This is a genomic window from Bacillus sp. SJZ110 (genome assembly GCF_006715455.1).
In the GTDB taxonomy this organism is placed as follows: Bacteria; Bacillota; Bacilli; order Bacillales; family Bacillaceae; genus Bacillus; species Bacillus subtilis.
In genome coordinates, this window is sequence record NZ_VFNF01000001.1 from 702,329 (window position 1) to 724,990 (window position 22,662).

General features: G+C 45.4%; 21 protein-coding genes and 3 other annotated features (1 of these 24 running past the window's edge). Of the genes, 3 read left to right on the forward strand and 18 right to left on the reverse strand.

The features are described 5' to 3' along the window. Positions 1-158 (reverse strand) — a binding site (T-box leader) (it extends 64 nt beyond the left edge of the window). A 31-nt stretch (positions 159-189) separates the two neighbouring features. Beyond that, positions 190-411: a binding site (T-box leader), on the reverse strand. Positions 412-444: 33 nt separating this feature from the next. After that, positions 445-673, reverse strand: a binding site (T-box leader). Positions 674-719: 46 nt separating this feature from the next. The 5 genes from FB592_RS03530 to FB592_RS03550 form a co-directional block, all read right to left on the reverse strand. After that, on the reverse strand, positions 720-2,129 hold the full coding sequence (locus tag FB592_RS03530; RefSeq protein ID WP_041850405.1) for an MFS transporter: 1,410 nt from the start codon (positions 2,127-2,129) through the stop codon (positions 720-722). Continuing rightward, the gene (locus FB592_RS03535) at positions 2,129-2,599 is read right to left on the reverse strand and encodes an Rrf2 family transcriptional regulator (protein ID WP_021480899.1); all 471 of its coding nucleotides are present in this window, start codon (positions 2,597-2,599) and stop codon (positions 2,129-2,131) included. Before FB592_RS03535 ends, FB592_RS03530 begins: the two co-directional genes overlap by 1 nt. A gap of 111 nt (positions 2,600-2,710) precedes the next feature. Then, the gene (locus FB592_RS03540; RefSeq protein ID WP_003227524.1) at positions 2,711-3,211 is read right to left on the reverse strand and encodes a YwgA family protein; all 501 of its coding nucleotides are present in this window, start codon (positions 3,209-3,211) and stop codon (positions 2,711-2,713) included. A gap of 35 nt (positions 3,212-3,246) precedes the next feature. Next, positions 3,247-4,548 carry an HD domain-containing protein gene (locus FB592_RS03545; RefSeq protein WP_021480900.1) on the reverse strand — a complete coding sequence of 434 codons (1,302 nt, stop codon included), beginning with the start codon at positions 4,546-4,548 and terminating at the stop codon, positions 3,247-3,249. A 161-nt stretch (positions 4,549-4,709) separates the two neighbouring features. Beyond that, positions 4,710-4,934 (reverse strand): YuzB family protein, encoded by a 225-nt coding sequence (locus FB592_RS03550; RefSeq protein WP_003222050.1) that lies wholly within the window; start codon positions 4,932-4,934, stop codon positions 4,710-4,712. Between the two features lie 214 nt (positions 4,935-5,148). Between FB592_RS03550 and rsfA the strand changes: the two genes are divergently transcribed. Further along, complete coding sequence (gene rsfA / locus FB592_RS03555) at positions 5,149-5,925, forward strand: prespore-specific transcription regulator RsfA (protein ID WP_003227516.1); 777 nt, start codon at positions 5,149-5,151, stop codon at positions 5,923-5,925. A 143-nt stretch (positions 5,926-6,068) separates the two neighbouring features. Here the strand turns inward: rsfA and FB592_RS03560 are convergent, their stop codons facing one another. The 4 genes from FB592_RS03560 to pta form a co-directional block, all read right to left on the reverse strand. Continuing rightward, entirely contained in the window at positions 6,069-6,959 is an 891-nt protein-coding gene (locus tag FB592_RS03560; protein WP_038829804.1) for a carboxylate/amino acid/amine transporter, read from the reverse strand. 167 nt (positions 6,960-7,126) lie between these two features. Continuing rightward, on the reverse strand, positions 7,127-7,972 hold the full coding sequence (gene ywfL / locus FB592_RS03565; RefSeq protein ID WP_021480904.1) for an octanoyl-[GcvH]:protein N-octanoyltransferase: 846 nt from the start codon (positions 7,970-7,972) through the stop codon (positions 7,127-7,129). A gap of 48 nt (positions 7,973-8,020) precedes the next feature. Then, positions 8,021-8,920 carry a cysJI operon transcriptional regulator CysL gene (cysL, locus tag FB592_RS03570; RefSeq protein ID WP_014481233.1) on the reverse strand — a complete coding sequence of 300 codons (900 nt, stop codon included), beginning with the start codon at positions 8,918-8,920 and terminating at the stop codon, positions 8,021-8,023. Positions 8,921-9,065: 145 nt separating this feature from the next. Next, positions 9,066-10,037: a phosphate acetyltransferase gene (gene pta, locus FB592_RS03575; RefSeq protein WP_003235941.1), complete on the reverse strand. Its 972-nt coding sequence runs from the start codon at positions 10,035-10,037 to the stop codon at positions 9,066-9,068. 269 nt (positions 10,038-10,306) lie between these two features. Between pta and hemQ the strand changes: the two genes are divergently transcribed. Both hemQ and bacG read left to right on the forward strand, forming a co-directional pair. Beyond that, positions 10,307-11,071, forward strand: coding sequence for a hydrogen peroxide-dependent heme synthase (gene hemQ / locus FB592_RS03580; protein WP_141949272.1), 765 nt, complete (start codon positions 10,307-10,309; stop codon positions 11,069-11,071). A 132-nt stretch (positions 11,072-11,203) separates the two neighbouring features. Beyond that, positions 11,204-11,983 (forward strand): NADPH-dependent reductase BacG, encoded by a 780-nt coding sequence (gene bacG / locus FB592_RS03585; RefSeq protein WP_015714908.1) that lies wholly within the window; start codon positions 11,204-11,206, stop codon positions 11,981-11,983. A gap of 14 nt (positions 11,984-11,997) precedes the next feature. Here bacG and bacF read toward each other — a convergent pair whose 3' ends face one another. From bacF to FB592_RS03630, 9 genes are all read right to left on the reverse strand, one after another. Beyond that, positions 11,998-13,197 (reverse strand): transaminase BacF, encoded by a 1,200-nt coding sequence (gene bacF / locus FB592_RS03590; protein WP_141949273.1) that lies wholly within the window; start codon positions 13,195-13,197, stop codon positions 11,998-12,000. After that, positions 13,198-14,382 (reverse strand): bacilysin exporter BacE, encoded by a 1,185-nt coding sequence (gene bacE / locus FB592_RS03595; protein WP_072173263.1) that lies wholly within the window; start codon positions 14,380-14,382, stop codon positions 13,198-13,200. Continuing rightward, entirely contained in the window at positions 14,379-15,797 is a 1,419-nt protein-coding gene (bacD, locus tag FB592_RS03600; protein WP_133954535.1) for an alanine--anticapsin ligase, read from the reverse strand. The genes bacE and bacD overlap by 4 nt, the downstream gene beginning before the upstream one ends. 18 nt (positions 15,798-15,815) lie before the next feature. Beyond that, positions 15,816-16,577 carry a dihydroanticapsin 7-dehydrogenase gene (bacC, locus tag FB592_RS03605; RefSeq protein WP_141949361.1) on the reverse strand — a complete coding sequence of 254 codons (762 nt, stop codon included), beginning with the start codon at positions 16,575-16,577 and terminating at the stop codon, positions 15,816-15,818. Between the two features lie 2 nt (positions 16,578-16,579). Beyond that, complete coding sequence (gene bacB, locus FB592_RS03610; RefSeq protein WP_003244300.1) at positions 16,580-17,287, reverse strand: 3-((4R)-4-hydroxycyclohexa-1,5-dien-1-yl)-2-oxopropanoate isomerase; 708 nt, start codon at positions 17,285-17,287, stop codon at positions 16,580-16,582. Further along, the gene (bacA, locus tag FB592_RS03615) at positions 17,277-17,891 is read right to left on the reverse strand and encodes a prephenate decarboxylase (protein ID WP_009968341.1); all 615 of its coding nucleotides are present in this window, start codon (positions 17,889-17,891) and stop codon (positions 17,277-17,279) included. Before bacA ends, bacB begins: the two co-directional genes overlap by 11 nt. 151 nt (positions 17,892-18,042) lie before the next feature. Next, positions 18,043-19,281, reverse strand: a complete 1,239-nt coding sequence (locus tag FB592_RS03620; protein WP_015384960.1) for an MFS transporter — start codon at positions 19,279-19,281, stop codon at positions 18,043-18,045. A gap of 209 nt (positions 19,282-19,490) precedes the next feature. Next, entirely contained in the window at positions 19,491-20,903 is a 1,413-nt protein-coding gene (locus FB592_RS03625; RefSeq protein ID WP_021480909.1) for an amino acid permease, read from the reverse strand. Further along, positions 20,903-22,603 (reverse strand): M20 family metallopeptidase, encoded by a 1,701-nt coding sequence (locus FB592_RS03630; RefSeq protein WP_101502525.1) that lies wholly within the window; start codon positions 22,601-22,603, stop codon positions 20,903-20,905. Before FB592_RS03630 ends, FB592_RS03625 begins: the two co-directional genes overlap by 1 nt. Between the last annotated feature and the right edge of the window lie 59 nt (positions 22,604-22,662).

Below are 22,662 nucleotides of genomic sequence, written 5' to 3' on the forward strand. Positions count from 1 at the left end.
GGCTCGGTGCTGTAACGCAGCATAGACGGCATTGGTTACTTCAGTTCCCCAATGCTGCTCCAAGGCGGTAAATGATATTCCTAAGCTGGGAAGCTCTCACCTTTCCTTCCCTCTCTGAAAACCGTAACTATCATTCGTGTCCTTTTCAACGCATGTATTCAATTCATAAAAAAACACACCCGTCCCACAGATAGGGACGAGTGTGTGATTAACCCGTGGTTCCACCCAAGTTCCCGACAAATACTATGTTGTCGGCTCGGTGCTGTAACGCAGCATAGACGGCATTGGTTACTTCAGTTCCCCAATGCTGCTCCAAGGCGGTAAATGATATTCCTAAGCTGGGAAGCTCTCACCTTTCCTTCCCTCTCTGAAAACCGTAACTATCATTCATGTCCTTTTCTTCGCATGTATTCAATTCAAATAAAAAAACACACCCATCCCTCTAAAAGGGACGAATGTGTTGATCATCCGTGGTTCCACCCAAATTCCCGATCAATTACACATGGTGATCGGCTTAAAGATGCTGTAACGCAGCATGACGGTATCAGATACTTGTTTTCCCCGATACGGCTCAAAGGCGGTAAGCTGCTTTCCCTGCGTTAGGAAGATCTCAGCTGTCCTTCCCTCTCTGGAAACCGTAAAAAGCATCTCGTGTCCTTATCAGTGCCTGTTGTTTCAATAATTTTTTATATCTTACTATATATTCCCACAAAGCGCAATCAGTGATTTACATTTTTTTCTGACGCGGCAGTCCCGTTATGGGCAGCCAGAAACAGCCATACAAGCAATGCAGCGAGGCTGTATGCCGCTCCCATCATCAAAAACGTAAACCCGGCACCAGCATACCAAGTGGCGGACAGATGAATGATCACCCCGGTTATCGCTACGCCGACCAAGGCTCCGATTTGTCGGTTTGCATTTAACGCCGCACCGGCGATATTCGTATGTCTTTGCCCGGCAGCCTGCATGATCACAGTTGTCATGGCAGGAACTGTAATACCGGTACAGAGGTTCATAACAGACATCAACACCGCCAGCTGCCAATAAGGAAAATCCGGAGAAATCAGCACAAACAACAGCAATGCAATGATACAGCTGACCGCCATTGATACAAACATAAGCTGACCGGCTTCAAACCGATTCGCCAGACGGGCAAACAGCAGATTGCCGATCACGAAGACCGCCATCATCGGCAGCAGCTCCACTCCAGCCATAAAGGAACTTGCGCCTCCTGCTTCCTGCAAAAAAAGGCTGAGCATAAACATGCCGCCAAAAAGGGCGAAATTCAGCAAAAACCCGATAAATTGGGCAGCTGAGAAGCGGCCGTTTTTGTATAAGGACGCCGGCAGGATGGGTGCTTTTGCAGAAATTTCCCGCAACAAAAACAGCACAAATGCCAAAATCGCTGCAGTAAATGCTGCAAGAATCACTGGCGAGCGCCAGCCCGCTGAAGGCCCCTGTATCAAAGCATAGGAAAGAAACCCGAGAGCCATCATGCCAAGCAGATGCCCGATGATGTTCACGCGGCTGCTTTTTCCCGGAACGCGGCTGAGGATTCGGTAAGCTGAAATGAGCGCAGCAGCCCCTATTGGCACATTGATTAGAAAAATACTCTGCCAGCCCGCCAACTCTACCAGCACGCCCCCGATAAAAGGCCCAAGGGCTGAAGCGGCGGAAACAAGCGCGGCCCACAGCCCAAACATTCTCGCCCGCACCCGCTCATCAGGGTAAGAGGCAGCCAAAAGGCTGAGTGAGCTTGGCATAAACAAAGCTGCTCCAATTCCCTGTATGAGACGTCCGGCAATCAGCATCTGCCCATTTATAGATGCAGCGCATAAACAGGAGGCCAGAACAAAAACGGCTAGACCCAAGATATAGATCGTCTTCGAGCCGAAACGGTCAGCCAAGGCTCCGCCCGCCAGCAGAAGCGACGCAAAAGTAAGAATGTACCCGTCCACAACCCACGTTACACCTGAAAGTGACATTGAAAGAGTGTTTTTCATATCAGCCATCGCCACATTCACAACGGTCACATCAAGAGTTGCCATGAGGAAACCAAGTGCGAGCACGATCAGCACGGATATGCCTGTTGATGATGTTGATTCTTGTATAGACCCGCTATTTTTCATTACAATTGCCCTTTCACTTGCTTGATTACCCACTCATCTATTTTTTCAAGATCATACAATTCCCCGACTCTGTCCATGACATGCTGCAAGGATTCTTCTTTCATGAGATTGGACCATTTATCCTCGATTTCCCCCATGACTGTCTCCAGCACACAGTGACTTTCACCCTCAAATACAGATTGCAGCAGGCCTTTCCCCTGATACATCGAACCTCTGCCTTCGACCGCTTGATAAACATCATAAAGCGTAATGTCAGCCAAAGGCTTCGTCAGGGTAAAACCGCCCTTCGTCCCTGGTAAGGATTCTGCCAAACCGGCTTGAACCAATGTTCTCATCAGCTTCTTCAAGTAAGACGGAGACACGCGCAATCGCTGGCTTATAGCCTCTGACGTCAAAGAAGCCTGTACAGGCAGCCGTGACAGTAACAGCAGCACAGAAACCGCCTGCTCCATTCCTGATTTCATTTTCATCCTATTCACTCCTGATTCATTATGGATAACTATTATCCATAATGAATCTCTTAGCAGCTTTTGTCAATAAAAAAAGCAAAAGAAACGATTCATTTCTTTTGCTTGGTATGGTTAACAAATCTGCTTCAGTTCCTCTATGTATTGAAGCGCTTCGTCATATTCTTCATTTGTATATTTTTGCTTGCTTTTGATGGTAAAGACTTTTTCTTTCTTTTCCTCATCCTCAAGCCCGTCAAAGTAAAGGATCGTGGAAACCAGCTCTAAAAACCGTGATGAACGGCTGTTTACACTGTCGATATAGCCTTTCATATCCGGCATGTCCAGATCAGCATGGTCTAAAAATGCGGAGCCTGTCTCAGTCAGAGAATACCGATATTGAAAGTAGCCGCCCTTTTTTTCCTTCACCTCATGCAGAAATCCAAGGTTGCACAGCTCTTCAATCTGGAGCGTCAGTTCCTCTGAATATGGTCCGTAAAAGTGAAAATCATATTTCTCATAGAAAGGAAACTGCATTTTCTTGGCGATATAAATCATTTTCTGCAGCTTCTTTCGCCCGATGATTTCTCCAGAATCCGAGAACACCTTCATCAGTTTTGCATGTTCTTTCAACAAATTCCCGACATCTCCTTTTTCCTTCTTTCCAATTTCTATGTCAGTCCCAGCAGCTGCCGGATTTTCATTTTCGCTTCCGGATGTTTAGAGCCGTCACAAATCAAGTCCTTTGGATAGTACAGCTTGTGGTCCGTCCGCCGTTTACCTGAGATGGATTCCACAATAGCCGACTGCCTGGACAGCTCTTTAATTTGGCCGTTTTGCGTCAAGAGATGGATCGGCAGACGCTCCTCTTCCTCTCCTGGTCGGTAAAAATCGTATGGCAGATCTGATGAAGAATCAACGACCAAATAATAGCTCGGATCGATCCCCGCCTCTTTGAACAATGAAGTCAGCTCAAAATAAGCCGACATTTCTTCATTAGGATTGAATTCAACGTATTGGAAAAGCTGGCGGTTAATGAATCTGCGGCACAAGTCGGATAAAATCACGTCTTCTTCATCCTCCCAGGCCTGGAAGTAATACAAAATAATAGATTCATCCAGCTTTACATAATCCTCCAGTGTCAATTTCCCTTCAAAAATAGAATAGAAATGAACCGGAGCGTGAGTGAAGACATAGCCTTCATCGTGCAGCTGCTTCGCCCTGTGAAGAATCTTCGTTAAAATGACCTCTGCACTTCTGGTCACAGGATGGAAGTAGACCTGCCAGTACATTTGGTAACGGCTCATGATATAGTCTTCGACAGCGTGCATTCCGCTTTCTTTAATGACGATCTGATCCTCGCGCGGCCGCATCACCCGAAGAATCCGCTCCATATCAAAATGGCCGTAGCTGACGCCCGTATAATATGCGTCGCGCTGGAGGTAATCCATGCGGTCTGCGTCAATCTGACTCGAAATCAGGCTGACCACTTGCTTGTTTTTATATGTTTTGGCAATGACTTCAGCAACATCCTGAGGGAAACCCGTGCTCACCTTTCTGAGCACCTGATTAACCTCCGTGTCTCCCAAAATGATACCTCTTGTAAAATCCTCGTGGTCAAGGTGAAAGACCTTTTCAAATGAATGCGAGAACGGCCCGTGCCCGAGGTCATGAAGCAGCGCCGCAGCCAAACAGAGTTCGCGCTCACTGTCATCCCATTCAGGGCGGCCTTTAAAGACGTCATCAACCATTCTTCTGACAATTTCATAGACACCGAGAGAATGGTTGAACCGGCTGTGCTCAGCCCCATGGAACGTCAAATAGGTCGTTCCGAGCTGCTTAATTCTGCGGAGACGCTGAAATTCACGGGTTCCGATTAAATCCCATATCAGCTTGTCCCGAACATGAACATAGCGGTGCACCGGATCTTTAAACACTTTTTCTTCTGATAATTTTCCATTTGGATACGCCATCGTCATTCCCTCTTTTTTTTAGCCGTGTTTCTATTATATCGACTCTATTCTTTGAAAACATCCTTGAATTTGCCCGGCGATTTGTTCCATCTTCATGAAAAACACATCTTGTGAAGCAAAAAAGCCTGACCTGAGGGCCGAGGCTAAGAAAAAATATGTTTTTACTTTTTTATTTTCTTTTTTACTTTGTCAATCAGCTCATCCTCTGTCGGAGCTGACAGCGGGCGATTGTTCACAAAAGCAAATGATTTTTTCCGTCCGGGCCCGCAATAAGATTGGCATCCTACCTCAACCTTTGCGTCCGGGTCCACTTCTTTCAAACGCGGCAGCAATGTTTTGATATTAGTGGCTTGGCAATCATCACACACTCGAAATTCATTAGCCATGACGTACGCTTCCCTTCATTTCTATGTTCATCTATGTGAATAACCTAAAATCACGTTTCAAAAAAAATCACATCACTCTTCATTTTACAAGGATTCGACTGTTCCTGCAAGCCGGTCCACCCTTCGTATCTCCTATTCTTTCAGCCAATTTGTATAAATATTTTCCAACCTGGACATTCTAATACCATGAAAAGAAAAATGGGAGTTGAGATAAATGACAAAACAGCGACAAGACGCTTGGTCAGAGGAAAACGATCTGCTTTTAGCCGAAACAGTGCTTCGGCATGTGAGGGAGGGCAGCACTCAGCTGAACGCCTTTGAAGAAGTCGGCGATAAATTAAACCGGACATCTGCAGCCTGCGGATTCAGATGGAACGCAGTGGTCCGCCATCAATATGAAAAAGCGCTTCAGCTTGCGAAGAAACAACGAAAACAGCGGATGAGAGCGCTCGGAAACGGGCAGCCTGCGAAAAAAAGATTATTATATCAGCCTCCTGCCGTGGATCCTGAAATCATTCAAGAAACCGCTGCAGAAGAGCCGGTTAAAACGGAAACACCTTCTGTCGAAAATGAGCAACCTTTAATGTCTGGCGAACATATGCCTTTTGTTGATGAAAGCTTTAAGGAAGAGTTAGCTAGTCTATCACACTTATTGTCTCCTCAAACGCCTGCAGCTGCGCCTGAGATGACGATGAATGATGTGATCCGCTTCCTGCAGAATTACGAAGGCAATAACGAACAATCATCAGCATTAAAAATGGAAAACGAGCGTTTAAAGAAAGAAAATCAGGAATTGCAAAACAAAACAGAGCAGCTAGAGGCAGAAGTTCAAAAGCTTGAAAAAGACCAAAAAACGATCCAAGAAGATTATGAAACCTTGGTGAAAATTATGAACAGAGCCAGAAAGCTAGTTTTATTTGAAGAAGATGAACATGCCTCTCCGTCCTTCAAAATGGACCGGAACGGCAATTTAGAAAAATTAGCGGAATGACATAGAAAAATCCCAAAACGGGCAGCTGTTTTGGGATTTTCGCCATGTACAAAATCCCCTTTTCTATTGAGAAAAGAGAATTTCCTCATTTTGCAGCCGGATCAGCTATTCTTGTAAAATGAGGCGAAGCTTATGTGAATCTATTAAGACATGTGAGCTGCCTCGGCCGTTTTTTGTTTTCGAGGCGCAGCAGAAATGACCAAAAGCCCCAGCATCATAAGCGCAATGCCCAGCCACGAGGAAGGCGAAAGCATTTCCCCTATGAAAAACACGCCAAGCAATGAAGCCGTCAGCGGTTCCGCTAAAGACAGCGTGACCGCCGCCGAGGCCGGAACCCCGGTAAGCCCTTTCGCAAACAAAAAGTATGCGGCACATGTTGCAATTAACCCGATGTAAAGGCTTGTTCCCAGTCCTCTAGGGGTCCATATCCACGAGATATCTGACTGCCATAATAGCGGCGTCAGCAAGATGGCGCTGAGCATGAATACAACGGCAGAGGTCGCTCGAGGAGGCTGGGTTTTCATCATCGCTTTACTGATGAGCGTATAGCCTGCAAAAGAAGCACCCGCTCCAAGCGCCATAAGAACACCAGCCACATCAATCCGAACATTGGAACTGTCGGAAAACAGAAGCCAGCAACCCGTTAAAGCCAGCACAGTCGCAATCCACCAGGAGTTTCGCGGGCGTTTCTTCAATACAGCCCATTCGAGGGTCCCGGCAATGATAGGCGCACTGCCGATGGCAATCACAGTTCCCACTGCAATTCCCGTTTCTTTAACCGCTGTGAAAAACAGCGGCTGGTAACACGCCATACAAACAGCGGCTAAAAATACGAGCGGCCATGACCAATTTTTCACGTGAAGCTCCCGGCTGATCCAAACCGCAAGCAGCATGGCGCTTCCTCCTATTAATAACCTGAACGCTCCAAATGCCAGCGGTGTGGCGCTTTCTGGAGCCAATGCCTGAACGGTTCCCGTGGTCCCCCAGAAAAAAGCCGCAATCAATACAAAAAGGCTGTAAATATTCCCTTTCATCTGCCTCTCCCCTTTAATATGGATGCTGATGTCATTTTATCGTTTTTCTTTTTGCTGTGGTTATCTGTATGTAAGAAGGATTTATCTGAAAATAAGATTATTGGGGTAAAATGCCGCTTGTGATAAAAAATGCATGCCGGCATATACAGCCGGCATGCGAAGAACGTTCACCCAAATACCTTTGCATTCCGCTCAGCCATCCGGACGAGGTTTTTCTCAAATTCCATTTCCTCATCAGTGGACAGTCCGGCAGAGTAAAGATGAGTGCTTAACGCTTTTAATTCCGTCAATAAAGCGAACATTAAGTCTTGTACGGAGATGTCTTTTTGCAGAAGCTCACTTAAGGACGCCATCGTTTCCGGACGTATTTCCGGATAGACGCCTTTTTTATCGTTTTGTTTGTCTTTCAGCGCCGCTTGATAGAATCGTCTGATCAAGTCGGCCCTTTCACTGCCGCTTTTATCCGCACAGAGATAAATTTGAACAGCGACTCCGCCGCGAACGCGTCTCTGAGAGATGCCGGCGAACTTTTTGCCATTTATACTGAGGTCATAGCTGCCGGGACAATAAGACCCTTCAATTTCATAGGCTTCGATCTTTGCATTGTACGGTCTCAGCATTCGTCTCATCAGCTCGACCATCGCTTCATATCCTTTGTCTATATCGATGCCTTTCTTTTCGTCCTCGAATATGAGAGAGATATTTAAAACACCGTCATCCAATACGACGGCAAGACCGCCGGAATTGCGTACGATCACACGGTATCCTTCGCTCTCCAGCAAGGAGATGCCATCCTGCAAAAACGGGAGGCGTGTATCCTGTATTCCAAGGACAATTGTATCGTGGTGCACCCATGAGCGCGCTGTCGCCGGCGACACGCCTTTTCCGACGGACATGCACAGCGTATCATCCATTGCGAAGGATTGCTTCGCATCAAATAAAGGGCCGAGACTGGATTGGTCAATGACTCTCCATTTCGGCTGCATCAGTAAATCAATCGGTTGGTTTGCCATCTATGTAAAACCCTTTCATGTTAGGCTTATTGAACGAAAACTATTATATCATTTCAGCAGCTGTGATTGATAATTGCTTTTCAGCATCGTAATAAAAATTTCTTTATTTTTTGTATTCTCCATGAGAGGAGAATGAATGTAAGACAGCTTGCGCTTTAACGAGAAATCTTTAATATGCAGAATTGAGATTTCGCGGTGGATCAAATCCTTATGCAGTACGCTTCTGGATAGAACCGAAAGTCCCATGCCGTTAATCACCGCTTCCTTTACACCTTGATTGCTGCTGATGGTGAACATTGATTTCGGCCGAAGTCCATTTGAACTGAGTACATGATCGAGATATTCTCTCGTCCCGGAGCCTTTCTCTCTTGTCACCCACGCTTCGTTCTGCAAATCGCTGATCGAAATCTCTTTCCGCCCGGCCAGCGGATGCTGATTTGGAGCGGCAATGCACATTTCATCCTCCATGAACGGTTCAATTTCCAGCTCATTCTCGTTTGTATGTCCTTCAATCAGCCCGATATCAGCCTGAAGCATCCGCACACGCTCGCTGACCTCCTCTGTATTGCCAATCATGACATCTAGATTCAGCTCTGGATACAGCTTTTGCAGCTGGGCCAATAGTGGCGGAAGAATATACTCACCGATTGTAAAGCTTGCAGCTATTTTCAATTCGCCCTTCACATAGTGGTGATGCGCATAGATTTCAGCCTTGGCTTGTTCGTAGAGAAACACCATTTGCTTTGCTCTTTGATATAAAATGTCTCCTGTCGGCGTTGTCGTAAAGTGTTTTGGCGACCTGTTCAGAAGAGCCGTTTGAAATTCTTTCTCAAGATTTTTGATATGCAGACTGACGCTGGGCTGGGAGATCATCAGCTTTTCTGCCGCTTTTGTGAAGTTTTTTTCTTCTACCACCGCTATAAACGTTTTCAGCACGTCGTAATACAAAAACCCCACCCCTGTCATTAATGAAATATATGGTTATGATTAGTTTTCTTTATTGTACTCATATCATCCGTCTTGGTAAAGAAGGCTATACGGAAGCGCAAAAAAGGCAGCCCTCGGTCGAGAGCTGCCATCGTCTTCATTTTTATTACAGTGCTTGCGCCGCTGTAATTAATGCGAGATTGTAAACATCTTCAGCGTTACATCCTCTTGAAAGGTCGTTTACAGGCATATTTAAACCTTGCAGGATTGGTCCTACCGCTTCAAAGTTGCCCAAACGCTGAGCGATTTTATAGCCGATGTTTCCTGCTTCAAGGCTTGGGAATACGAATACGTTAGCGTCCCCTTTGATTTCGGAATCCGGCGCTTTTTTCTCAGCTACAGATGGAACAAATGCAGCATCAAATTGGAATTCGCCGTCAAGTGTCAGTTCAGGCGCTTTTTCTTTCGCGATTTTCACTGCATCCGCTACTTTTTCTGTTTCATCAGATTTTGCTGAGCCTTTTGTAGAGAAGCTGAGCATTGCCACGCGAGGCTCAATGTCGAACATTTTTGCCGTATTGGCACTTTCGATCGCAATCTCGGCAAGATCTTGGCTGTCAGGCGCAATGTTGATCGCACAATCTGCGAATACGTATTGCTCTTCTCCGCGAGCCATGATGAACACGCCGGAAGTCTTTTTCACGCCTTCTTTTGTTTTGATGATTTGAAGAGCCGGGCGGACAGTGTCAGCAGTTGAGTGAGCAGCTCCGCTTACAAGTCCGTCTGCAAGTCCTTTATACACCAGCATTGTACCGAAGTAGTTCTCGTCTAATAATGCTTTACGAGCCTGTTCTTCAGTCGCTTTGCCTTTGCGGCGTTCTACGAATGCTTGTACAAGGTCTTCCATGCCTTCATATGTATGAGGATCATAAATCTTAACGCCGTCCAGCGTAAGGTTCAATTCTTTTGCTTTTGCTTGGATCTCATTTTCATTGCCGATCACAATCGGATTCAGCACTTTGTTTCCTGCAAGCTTGCTGACCGCTTCTAAAATACGCTCGTCTAAGCCTTCAGGAAATACAATTTTAACGTCTTTTCCAGCTACTTTTTCTTGCACTGTTGAAAATAAATCTGCCACAATAAAACCTCCTCAAAAAGTTACAAAAACGCTTTCTTTTACTAGCATACTCTTCTTCCAATCAAATTCAAACAGCCAACTTTCATTATAGCGCTTTCATAAAAAAATCTTATTTTTCTAACTAATTTAAGTGACTCAATCTTCCTTTATAGGTTCTTCTATTTTGTTGGAGTTATACGGAAGGGATGTTCAAGGTTTCTCCACAGTAGAATCGGATAAACTATGGTATAGTGAAGGCAATCATGAAAAGATAATGGGAGTGAAGATAAATGAGTGAACAGCAAATGACGAATGAAGCGGCAAAAACGCTTGACGGCTGGTATGCGCTTCATGATTTCCGCACAATGGATTGGGCTTCCTGGAAGCTTCTGTCCAGTGATGAGCGCCAATCTATCATACATGAATTCACCGGGTTGCTTGAAAAATGGGGCGTAGCCCAAAAAGAAGGAAAAGGATCCCAAACTCTTTACAGCATCGTCGGCCAAAAAGCTGATTTTATGCTGATGATCCTTCGTCCTACAATGGAAGAATTAAATCAAATTGAGCTTGAATTCAACAAATCAAGACTTGCTGAGTTCACCATTCCGGCATACTCCTACGTATCAGTGGTAGAGCTGAGCAACTACTTGGCAAGCGGTGACGGCGATCCTTACGAAAATCCGCATGTGCGCGCGCGCCTTTACCCTAAACTGCCGGAATCAAAATATGTATGCTTCTATCCAATGGATAAAAGAAGATCCGGCAACGACAACTGGTATATGCTTTCAATGGAGGAACGCAGAAACTTGATGAGAAGCCACGGTTTAATCGGCCGCAGCTATGCGGGCAAAGTCAAACAGATCATCACCGGCTCTGTCGGCTTTGACGATTACGAGTGGGGCGTTACATTATTCAGCGATGATGTCCTTCAATTCAAGAAGCTAGTGTACGAAATGCGTTTTGACGAAGTCAGCGCTCGCTATGGCGAATTTGGTTCATTCTTTGTCGGCAATCACCTTTCGCTTGATACACTTCCTCAATTCTTATATGTATAATATCCCCTCCCGCCCTATCCGGCGGGAGTTTTTCAATTCTCCTTTATCAGAATTTAAATAAAATTTGCTATTTTCTTCGTTTTTTCTTACGATGTAGATAATAATCCATTTTTTTCAAAGGGGTGCAGTTATTTGTCAAAACGAACCGCATTTGTTATGGGAGCCAGTCAAGGGATTGGGAAAGCAATCGCTCTGAAATTAGCAGACCAGCACTTTTCCCTCGTCATTAATTCGCGAAATTTGGATAATATTGAATCTGTCAAAGAAGACATTTTGGCCAAGCATCCTGAGGCGAGCGTCATTGTCCTTGCGGGCGATATGTCTGACCAGCATACGAGAGCGGCCATTTTTCAGGCAATCGAATCTCAATGCGGACGGCTTGATGTTCTGATTAATAATATCCCGGGCGGCGCGCCTGACACATTTGATAACTGCAATATAGAGGATATGACGGCCACGTTCACTCAAAAGACCGTTGCCTATATTGACGCAATCAAGCGTGCTTCCTCACTGATGAAACAAAACGAGTTTGGCAGAATCATCAACATTGTCGGAAATCTGTGGAAGGAACCCGGCGCCAACATGTTCACAAACAGTATGATGAATGCCGCTTTAATTAACGCCAGTAAAAATATTTCCATCCAGCTTGCTCCTCACAACATTACTGTCAACTGTCTGAATCCTGGTTTTATCGCTACAGACCGTTATCATCAATTTGTGGAAAATGTGATGAAAAAGAACAGCATATCCAAACAGAAAGCAGAAGAACAGATTGCTTCCGGGATTCCGATGAAACGGGTCGGATCAGCCGAAGAAACCGCAGCGCTCGCCGCATTTCTTGCCTCTGAGGAAGCCTCCTACATCACGGGACAGCAAATTTCCGCTGACGGCGGCAGCATGAAAAGCATATAAAAACATCCCGCTTTTTAGCGGGATGTTTCTTGTAATGACCCGAACGGCAGGTTCAGCTTTTGAATCCGCGTGACAAATTCCCGCAGATCCTCCTGCTTCGACACCATTGAGATTCTGACATGCCTTTTTCCGTTGCTTCCAAAAATTTCGCCCGGTGTGACTACGACATGGGCATTCTCCAGCAAGTAATCGGAAAATTGGTGAGATGTCTCAAACGTATTCGGAATTTCAGCCCATACGTAAAAGGTTCCTTTTGGCTTTTCCATCTTCCAGCCCAGTTCCTTTTCGCAAAGCGCCGTAAAAAAGTCAATTCGTTCCTTATAAATTCGTTTCAACGATTCCGTATGCTCCGGATCTCCAGAAAGCGCCGCACTCGCTGCCTGCTGCAGCCCGCCGAACATGCCGACAAATACATGGTCCTGAAATTCATTGACGGCCTGAATGATCTTTTCGTTCCCAACCGCAAACGCCATTCTCCAGCCGGCCATGTTAAATGTTTTTGAAAATGAATAAAGCTCTGCTCCGACAATTTTGGCATCCTCTGCCTCAAGAAAGCTGGCCGGTTTTTGATCGAATTCAAACGCTCCGTATGCAAAATCATGAATCAAATGGATATGATGCTCTTTTGCAAAAGCAGCAGCTCTTGCATAAAAAGCCGCATCAGCCACAGCTCCAGTGGGGTTGTTCGGATAGTTTAAAAACATAAGCTTCGCTTTTTCCAGCACGGCTGGATCAATCTTTTCAAAATCCGGCAGATAGCCATTTTCTTCATACAGCGGCATTTCGTAAAGCTCAGCTCGCGCCATCGTAATCCCTGATAAATATTCAGGGTAGCCTGGATTCGGGACTAAAGCGATGTCTCCCGGATTGAGCAGGCATTGTGTCAGCACATACAAACCGGCTTTCCCGCCTCCGAAAAGCGCGACCTCCGTTTCAGGATTGATTGTCACGCCGTATTCTCTTTTATAGAAAGCAGCGATTGCTTCCTTCAAAAAAGGATAGCCCCTGAAAGGGCCGTATCCATGAAACAAAGGATTCAAGGACGCCTCCCGCAAAGCCTCCACAATATGCGGCGGAGTGGGAAGGTCAGGGTTCCCCTGTCCGAGATTAATGATATGGGCCCCCGTTTTTTCCAATTCCTTTACCTTTTGAAAAACGAGAGAAAACTCCTGCCTTGGAAGTGTCTTGATGACATCGGACGGTGTTATTTCCATCTAAAAGACTCCTTTTTGCTCCGTTTTGTTATCCCGTTCCAAAAACGATTTGTTGACGAGCTTCGTATGCAGAAACAAACCGCATACGACCACGACAATCAGCCCCATAATGACCGGAGCGCTGAGGATGTTAATGAACATTGAACCAATAGAAATGCATAATCCGATAGACGCTTCAGCCACTGAAAAAATGCGCCCTTGAATCTGGTTTGCCGCATTTTCCTGAACCTTCACTTTTGCAAGCACTTCCCCGTATTCCATCGCGATGAAAAAGAGGATCGCCGCGATGACAGAAACAGCGAAAATCGGCGTGAATAAAAACAGCGCCAGCGAGACAATGGATAAAACGGTAAAGTACGTCAGGCCTCTATTATTGTTAAAGCCCCATTTGCCGACAAGCGCCGCTCCGATAAAGCCGCCGAAACCGATGCAGAATGTGAGAATAAAGTTGCCGATTTCCCCGTCACCCAAAAAGCGGCTGACAATCGGAAAATAGCTGTACACAACTCCCCACAGCAAAGCCATTGTAATCATCGTAAACATGGCGTTTAATACGAATGCATTGGTTTTGATTTCCTTGAGTCCTTCCTTAAAAGACTGAAAGGCCTCTTTAATGTTTTCAGATTGAATCGGCACAAATTGCAGCTTGATACGGCTGATAAAAAATGCCGAAACCAGGTATGTCACACCGTTAAAGGCAACAGCCAGCTCTACAGATCCCCCTAACAGAAAGAGCCCTCCGGCAGCCGCCCCGACGATAATGGAGATGGTTGTCGCTTTTGCAAATAACGTGTTGATGCTTTTAATATCTGATTCCAAGGACGACATGACAGCGAGACGGGCGGGATTAAAAAACACGCCGCTTCCATAAGAAATAAACAGCAGGGCCAGAAAAATCAGCGGATACTCGCCTTTTGGAAGAAATGTGAGCCCCAAAAAGATGATGCCTCTGATGATATCCGTCCACAGCATGATCTTAATTCTGTCTAACCGGTCGACCAGAACTCCCAAAAACGGCTGAAACACCATCGGAATGCTTCTGACCACGATGACCCCGGACGTCACCCAATAATCGTGATAATATGTAGACAAAATGAGCAGGGCAGGGAGAACACAATAGTCTCCCATGAACGATAGCGCCTGCCCGTAAAGCAAGTATTTAGAGTTGGGTTTCAGCTGTTTCATACTGGCAGCACATACTTTGCCGTCAGCTTCGCATGCTGCTGAATTTGTCTGATTGATTCAGCCACATCCTGTGAATTACTGCCTTTCAGTTCAAATGCAGCAATGGAATTGAAAGCTTCAAACAATGTCAAATCAACTGAAGTGCCTGGTGCTGCGGCCGAAAAAGAAACGATTTCAGTATCCCCTTTTAAAAGCCCGTCCGGAATATCGATCGCTTCAATGACCAAATCCTCAGCAGTTTCTGGAATCTGGCCATTTTGTTTGAAATGCTGCGGGTACAAATGGCAGTCGGCGACATAGTAAGGCTCTTGATCCAATAATCCGTCAGGCAGATCGGCGTCTTTTCCGAAACAAAGGACATCTAATAATAATTGCGCCATATCAAGGCCGAAAACCTTTTTAATGTTAGGGATCATATTCCAGCCGGCAAATCTGGCTGCTGATTCTATTAAACCCGGTTCTCTGTTTTTCATTAGCTTGATCTCTGTATGTGTTGCGCAATTTTGCAGGCCAAGCCCTTCATTTGCCTTTTTGGCAGCTTCGACAATTTTCTTTTTTGCCTCTTCATCCAGAATGGACGGCGTAATGTGGGATGTCTCTGTAAACCCGATTTGCGGCGTTTTATCATGAATGGCGATCGGGAAATACTCACCGTCAGCCATAATGCCTTCTATACTGATATAGTCGGAGTACCCTTCTATTTGATACCAGTCTCCGTACTCACCCTGTAAAAATTCTTCAGCGATAAACGGCGCTTCAAACGTAACCGCCTTTGGCACGTTAATTGATTTCAGATAGTCATTGACTCTGTTAAATTCATCTTCTGCCGTCTCATTGTCCGTAATCAGCGTTACACCGATTGAACTCGCTAAGTATGTAGGCTTTAAGATAAGAGGTGTGCCGATCTCTTCAAGAGCAGTACGGAAATCCTCAAGAGTTGTGACTCGTTTGTTTTTGATCGATTTGACTCCGGCCTTATTAAAAGCGTCCCTCATTTTATTTTTATCTCTGGCATTTTCGGCTGCCTGCACACCGGCACCTCTCAGGCCCAGACGTTCACAGGCTTTCGCCATCGGGGCAATGAATAATTCATTGTTTGTTGTGATGGCATCCGCCTCAAACATTTTGGCAACCTTGACGATTTGCTCGACGACCTCTTCCTCAGGCTTGTCATGATCCTCATGCGCCCAATAAATGGAGTCAGGATGCTCAAAATCAGCTAAACTCTTAAAATAGTCTTTATCTTTTATGACCGCGACCGAGTATTTTTCAATCAATGCTGCATGGGAGGCTGTAATTGCAAAAGGTCTTGGAATAAAGCTGACCAGGTTATATTTTTCAGCAGCGCTTTTATAAAACATGTGCGGCGGGCAGCCTCCAAGATCAGCGATGACCAATACTGTTTTTCTCTCCATATGTAAAACACTCCTTCTCTATTGTGCGGTGTATCCTCCGTCTGCAGTGATGGCGCTTCCGGTCATATAGCTTGATAAATCCGAGGCTAAAAACAGCATCACGTTTGCGATTTCTTCAGGTTTCCCAAGCCTCAGCAGCGGATTTACCTTCGCCTTTTCTTTTTTGATCTCTTCAAGTGTGCCTTCGTTATTTTCAAGGAATGATTTTTCATTCAGCGGTGTGTCGATGATCCCCGGGCATACGCAGTTCACGCGAATTTGATGCTTCGCATAATCAACGGCCATTGATTTAGTCAGCTGCAAAACCCCGCCTTTGCTGGCGTTATAGGCAGGAATATGAGGCCATGCCACGAGTCCGCCGACAGAGCACGTATTAATGATGTTGCCCTTGCCGGCGGCCAGCATATGCTTGAGTGCATGTTTGCTCATTAAAAACATGCCGGTCAAATTGACTTGCAGCACCTTGTTCCAATCGCTGAGCTCCATCTCGTGAATAGGCGCCACGATTTCGATGCCTGCATTATTAATCAAGACATCGAGTCCGCCAAATGTATGAACCGCCGATTCAACTGCGTGCTGGCAGGCAGCTTCGTCTGTGATGTCCGTTTGCACAAAGTGCAGCCTGTCATTATTTTCTTTTCGTACCATTGCTTCTCCCTGCGCTTCATCAATATCCGCCACAACCACATTGGCCTGCTGGCCCAAAAAAGCCTGAACCGCAGCATAACCAATGCCTGATGCGCCTCCTGTTATGAGGACGGTTTTATCGGTGAGGTTCATGATCATTCATCCGCCTTCATTTTTTTTGCTTTTGCTCTGTTGTAGCGCGGCGGGAAGAAGATATTAATCGATTTTGATTCTTTTTCCGAACGGTTGATGGCACCGTGATCTTCACGAGGCTCACAGAAATAGGCTGTGCCGAATTTCATCTCGACTGTGCAGCCTTCGACCGTCATGTCATAGCCGCCGCCGATGCAGATGCCGATTTGTTCATTCCGATGTTTATGGAAAGGCATTTCTCCGCCATTTCCAGGGATTTTGGCAAGCATAATTTCTACCCAATCCTCAACAAAGAACGTGACTTCCATGCCCGGCAGCAGGTCTCTTGTTTTGAAAATATCCAAAAAGTAGTCCTCAGGACTTGTATATGTTTCATCAGCTTTCAGCCGCTTGATATCAATAGCAATCACTTCTTGGTCTGTGTCGTTTCTTGCCCCGTGAGGCACATGCGGCGGCGCGATATAGGCAGATTCCAAGGCTGTCATTTTTCTTGTCACATCTCCGACAGTCATCATCAGCTCGCCAGAAACGACCATGCCGATTTGGACCTCCTTATGCTGATGGGGTTCAACATTGGTATGCGGCGGGACGTAAGACATTAATACTTCAGTATCCCCTCGTACGGTTGAATACTGTCTCACTCCGTTTTCCCATTCAATTAATTTCGGTGTCGGGAAATAAAGCTCCTGCATATCTTCTTTAGTTTTCATCATCAACGTCTCCTTTTCCAAATAATGACCAGCTCATTGGAATGCTTTTGAATGTTTTTACAAAGGTTAGCCCGTACTTTTGCCGTGCAAGCTCATTGGTTAAGGCAATGTCATACAAACCTTCTTTTACTTTTCTTGCAGCTTGACTGGTTGAATTGACTAGTTTGAATCGAACATCTTTGCGGGTAAAATATTTTATTAAATTAATAGGTGAAGGATGTGAAACAATAACAGATGTATCAAGCATATCGTCTCTGAATTCAAAATCAGGACGAACAGCCAGGCCGTACATCGGTGTGTCGCACCTGAAGATCTGCAATAGCTGCAAATCCGGCCTCATGTAGAAATGCTTAATGCCATCGTAAGCATGTGGGACGATGGTATATTCCAGCGGGCTTTGGAGCGTCCTTTCGATGCATGATTCAAAAGTATCATGCAAGGACAATTTACTGTTCAGCCCTTGTAGAAGAGTAAAATTGGAAATGAAATGCTTTGCTGCGTACTCACTGCTTGTCCCCTCAGGGCCGAGCGTGTTGACTGTAATGAGTTTGGATAGTGAATCAGTTCTTTTTTTTGTCTGAATGCTATTATCCAATATAATCATGAGCACCAACCAATCTTTTAAAATTTTAAGTAAATTTTATCCAGCGTCAATTGAACTGTCAATGTTTTTTGAAAATATTGATAATTATTCCCATACAAACAAAAAAACCCTTTATAAAGGGTTTTTAATTATAGGAATTTAGAAACTTTGTTTATTGAGATAAGGACTGATCGGCCTTCTGCTCAAGTTTGCCGTACTTTTTATATGCGAATATACTGAGCACAAATCCGAGGACTGTGATGGCTGCGCAAATCAATCCGACAGCTGCATAGCCGTATGCCACATAGACGGGTCCCATTAAAGCAGAACCTAATGTCACGGCCAGATTCGAGGCGAGGCTGTAAAACACCATGACTTTTCCGCGATGACGCTCTGAGCAGTCACTCAAAATGGTGCTGAGCAGCGTCACCGTCAAACTTTGCATTAATCCCCAAATAAATAGGCTGACGATTAACAGAAACATTGACGCCGGCGCATATGGTAAACACGCCAGCAGAACGCTGATGACCCCCAGCGCAATCAAAAGGGAGCGCATTTTTCCGATGCGGTCGGCTATCTTTCCTGTAATCACACTCATGGAAAACCCGATTCCATAAATCATGATAAATAAGCCCGCAGCCGTGTTTCCTCCGGTAAAAACGTCTTGAAGATAGGTGCCTAAAAAGGAATACATACCGTAAAAACCAATCATATTACAAAAAGTTATCGTGATATAAACAGGTACACGAGGGACTTTCAGCGCATCCCGGAATGTTCCTGCCGGCTCTTCTATTTCTTCCTTGCCGCTGTTTTTATGTTGGGCATGGCGGCGCATTTCAAGGAGAATCAGCAGGACAACTAAAACGCCCATCAAGGCGAAAATCCAAAACGTCCATCTCCAATGCAGGACGCCGCCGATAAATGATCCGAGCGGCACTCCGAAAATCAGCGCCAGCGACCAGCTTGAAACGATCAGTCCCATCACCTTGCCCCGGTATGTATAAGGAACACGATCACCGACAACTGCGTATGCGGTCGGAACAAACGCTCCCGCAGCCAATCCCGAGAGCGCCCGGCCTAAAAAGAAGAAAAAAATATTTTGAGCCAAAGCGCATATCACCGTTCCTATGATAAAGATCATAAGCCCGGCCAATAAGCTCAGTTCTCTGGAGTATTTATCGCCTAATGGAACCAAAAGCGGCGCACCGATAAAAATCATAATGCCGTAAATACTGATAGATAATGCAAGGACACTGACATCTGAGCTGAAGGCTTTTGCTAAATCCGGCAGCAGCGGTGAGATCACAAGCTCTTCAGATCCGGCTGCAAATACCCCCATCGTTAAAGCCAGTGCCAACAATAACGGAAAATGATGTTTTGTTTTGATGTCATTGTTTTGATTGCTGTTCATTCTTTCTCAAACACCTCTTCCATAATCTTCTTATCATAAAGTTGTATTATAGTTTAGCATTGTTTTTTCATTATTTACAATTCGAACGAAATCTTTATAACATTTATTATTTTCATTTAAACCCCATTATATATTTCTATATTTCATTCTAAAAATACATGAGGATGTAACACGTAGAAAAAGCTCTCCGGCCTCCCGGAGAGCTTTTTCTATTGCGCCTCTGTCTGCTTTTTTTCAATCGGTTCATGATTTATACGCTTTTTGATGCTTAGATGATAGTATGCATAGCAGAAAATAATGATCGGCACACCGCAGTATAAGCCGATTCTTTGATCCGGAATGAAAATAAGGCTGATCAACACGCAGCCATATAAACAAAATCCGAGCATCGGGACTAGCGGATAAAGCGGCGTTCTGAACTCCAGATCATTCACATTTCCGCCTTCAGCAAGGAAACGTCTGCGAAAGAAAAATTGCGACGCACAAATGGACATCCACGCGACAACTGTCACCATGCCCGAGATTGAGATACACCATAAATACACTGTTTCTGCGGCCATGACACTTGTCAGCAGCGAACAGCCTGAAATGCCCAACGTAATCAGCAGGGCATTCATCGGCACGCCTTTTTTTGTCAGTCTGGTGAGAAAGGATGGACCCATTTGATTTGATGAAAGTGACCACATCATACGCGACGCCGCATACAACCCCGAATTAGCAACAGATAAAATGGCTGTTAAGATGACAAAGTTCATGATATCTGCCGAAAATGGGATGCCGATTTGATCGAGTACCGCTACAAATGGGCTTTCAATCACCCCCGCCGTTTTGTACGGAAGGATGGCAACCAAGACGAACATAGCGAGCACAAAGAAAAACAGCGTGCGCCAAATGACATTTCGAATGGACTTTGGCAGTGTTTTTTCCGGGCTTTCACTTTCCCCTGCCGCAATGCCGACAAGCTCCGTTCCCTGAAAGGAGAAGTTCACCATGACCAGCGTAAACATAACGGCCAGCACCCCATTAGGGAAAAGTCCTCTATCAGTCATAAAGTTAGACAAAAAGGGTGTCTCCTGTCCGCCTTTAAAGTCAATCAAGCCAAACACAGCGGCTCCGCCAATCACAATAAATAATATGATCGCCGCCACTTTGATGCTTGAAAACCAAAATTCCATTTCCGCAAAGCTTCTGACAGAGAGCGCATTAATCAAAAAGATGACGATGCCGAACACGAGGCACCATATCCAGATCGGAACGGAGGGCAGCCACCTTTGCATCAAAATGCCTGCTGACGTCAGCTCTAACCCCACTGTATTCGCCCAGCTGAACCAATACAGCCAGCCAATCATAAAGCCTGTCGACGGTCCCAGAAATTTAGTGGCGTAGGCCTGAAACGATCCGGCCACCGGCATGGCAACAGCCAATTCTCCTAAACAAAGCATGACGAGATACATTAAAAATCCGCCGATGATATAAGCGGCAATGGCGCCGAGCGGTCCCGCCTGGCTAATGGTAAAGCCAGAGCCTAGAAACAGCCCAGTGCCAATCACCCCTCCCAAAGCAATCATAAACAAATGCCTGCTTTTCATGCTGCGCTGCAATTCATTTTTATGATTCTGCATCATCCTTCCCCCTTTGATTCTTTTGCCGTGATGGTCATCCGGTAGCTCTGCAAAAGGTGAACGGTGGTTTGCTGTATGAGGAAAGGCAATACATGAAATGTGTACGGTTTATAGACTCGTTCTGTCCATTTATGGCCGTCTTTTCCGTACACACCCATATTAATGGATGGAATATTCAGCTTGCGTATGTCTTTGAACGGAATGGTCCCAATCCTATTCCACCCAGGAAAGTTCCTGATAAAAGAATCAATTTCGCCATCGGTTTCGTGCAGTGATAAAAAACTGCCGTCTGCCAAGTAGGGGAAAAACTTTTTGAAGACAAATGTTTCGCCTGTCGATTCAGCGGTTTTGTCAGCCGCTTCTTTAATCACATGCTGCAAAAGCTGATCTCTTGTGCTATCTTCTTTCAAATAGTTATGCGGCAGGTAAGGAGGTGCGTAAAATAGAATGACTTTTGCGCCTTGATCGGGGTCAAGCTTTTGAAGCTCTTCGATTGCCTGAAAGCATCTCATGCGAAGTTCAAGGTGCTCGTTGGCTTTGAATGTCTGCTCGATACACTGCTCGGGATCAATCCCCCGGTTTCTCAGCTTTTCTAAGTATTGCTCCAGGCTATACACTTGAATGTCCCATGATAAATGTTTCTTTGGCAGGTTGGCTCTTTTTGCATATTCTTCATAATAATCTGATAATTTTTGTTGTGTCTCTCGGCATGCTTCCTCAGTGACTTCAATAAGCAAATCCATCATTTCTTTTGCTGTTCTTTCATAAATAAAACAATTGAAATACAAGCTGGTGCTGACAGCCGTTTGCACATTATAGGATTCCTTGTTATCACGCTGATACAAACAGGATGGTGGCAGAACCAACTCCCCTTCAACCTTTTCTGCCAGATGGATGTTATTGTGGAGACGGCTTGTGATTTCAGATGAAATGAAATTCGGGTCAATCCCTGCCAGTGTATCGCCAACATGGACTTCCCGCCCGTGGATGTAAAAGCACGGCAGCAGTTTTCCCGCGGCTCCGGTATAGATATATCTTGTCTGATCACCATCGTAAAGCGGGGTAATAAAATCCGTATTAATAGCAGCCAAATAGTGAAGCTGTTTTTCTTTTTTTAGCCGGTTCAGCTCTGAAATGCTGGCGAGAATGCCCGAATGCTGGCTCTCCTCATCGGGATTGGCCATAAACAATACATTTCCCGGCAACGTCTCAAGGTTCTCCGAAAAATGCAGGAGATTGGCTAAATGCACGGCGATGCCGCTTTGCATATCGACAGATCCTCTTCCGAACATCCAATCGCCTGATTTGGCATCCCGCTGAACATCCTGATCGAACTCATAGCGGCTGAAATACTCGGCCAATTTCTCACAATCAAAAGCGATATCCTTTAAAGGGCCGAAATCTTCAATTCCAACTGTATCCAGATGGGCATGGTAAATGACTGTATTTCGGCTTTCTCCATGTCCTTTAATAAACGCAAAAATATTTTTGCGATTGTATGGGTCATTGGGAATGGCCTGTTCCCACACATGACTGGGGTTTTCCTGAAAATATGGATAGCTCGTGATCACTTCTTTGATGAAATCTGCTTTTGTCCCTTCTCCAACGGTGCCGTTCACGCTGCTGAGGCTGACCAGAGATGCTGTCAGCGCCTCCACTCTTTCAGCCGGATTCATGTGACTGATTTTTGTATACTGCATAAATTGTCCTCCTGATCAAAAAGTTGAAATCGTGCGATCCTCTAAAGAATCGCACGATT

Coding starts and splice junctions, on each gene's coding strand:
- FB592_RS03530 (WP_041850405.1), bottom strand. CDS start 2,129: ATGAAAAATAGCGGGTCTATACAAGAATCAACATCATCAACAGGCATA.
- FB592_RS03535 (WP_021480899.1), bottom strand. CDS start 2,599: ATGAAAATGAAATCAGGAATGGAGCAGGCGGTTTCTGTGCTGCTGTTA.
- FB592_RS03545 (WP_021480900.1), bottom strand. CDS start 4,548: ATGGCGTATCCAAATGGAAAATTATCAGAAGAAAAAGTGTTTAAAGAT.
- FB592_RS03550 (WP_003222050.1), bottom strand. CDS start 4,934: ATGGCTAATGAATTTCGAGTGTGTGATGATTGCCAAGCCACTAATATC.
- rsfA (WP_003227516.1), top strand. CDS start 5,149: ATGACAAAACAGCGACAAGACGCTTGGTCAGAGGAAAACGATCTGCTT.
- FB592_RS03560 (WP_038829804.1), bottom strand. CDS start 6,959: ATGAAAGGGAATATTTACAGCCTTTTTGTATTGATTGCGGCTTTTTTC.
- ywfL (WP_021480904.1), bottom strand. CDS start 7,972: ATGGCAAACCAACCGATTGATTTACTGATGCAGCCGAAATGGAGAGTC.
- hemQ (WP_141949272.1), top strand. CDS start 10,307: ATGAGTGAACAGCAAATGACGAATGAAGCGGCAAAAACGCTTGACGGC.
- bacF (WP_141949273.1), bottom strand. CDS start 13,197: ATGGAAATAACACCGTCCGATGTCATCAAGACACTTCCAAGGCAGGAG.
- bacE (WP_072173263.1), bottom strand. CDS start 14,382: ATGAAACAGCTGAAACCCAACTCTAAATACTTGCTTTACGGGCAGGCG.
- bacD (WP_133954535.1), bottom strand. CDS start 15,797: ATGGAGAGAAAAACAGTATTGGTCATCGCTGATCTTGGAGGCTGCCCG.
- bacC (WP_141949361.1), bottom strand. CDS start 16,577: ATGAACCTCACCGATAAAACCGTCCTCATAACAGGAGGCGCATCAGGC.
- bacB (WP_003244300.1), bottom strand. CDS start 17,287: ATGAAAACTAAAGAAGATATGCAGGAGCTTTATTTCCCGACACCGAAA.
- bacA (WP_009968341.1), bottom strand. CDS start 17,891: ATGATTATATTGGATAATAGCATTCAGACAAAAAAAAGAACTGATTCA.
- FB592_RS03620 (WP_015384960.1), bottom strand. CDS start 19,281: ATGAACAGCAATCAAAACAATGACATCAAAACAAAACATCATTTTCCG.
- FB592_RS03625 (WP_021480909.1), bottom strand. CDS start 20,903: ATGCAGAATCATAAAAATGAATTGCAGCGCAGCATGAAAAGCAGGCAT.
- FB592_RS03630 (WP_101502525.1), bottom strand. CDS start 22,603: ATGCAGTATACAAAAATCAGTCACATGAATCCGGCTGAAAGAGTGGAG.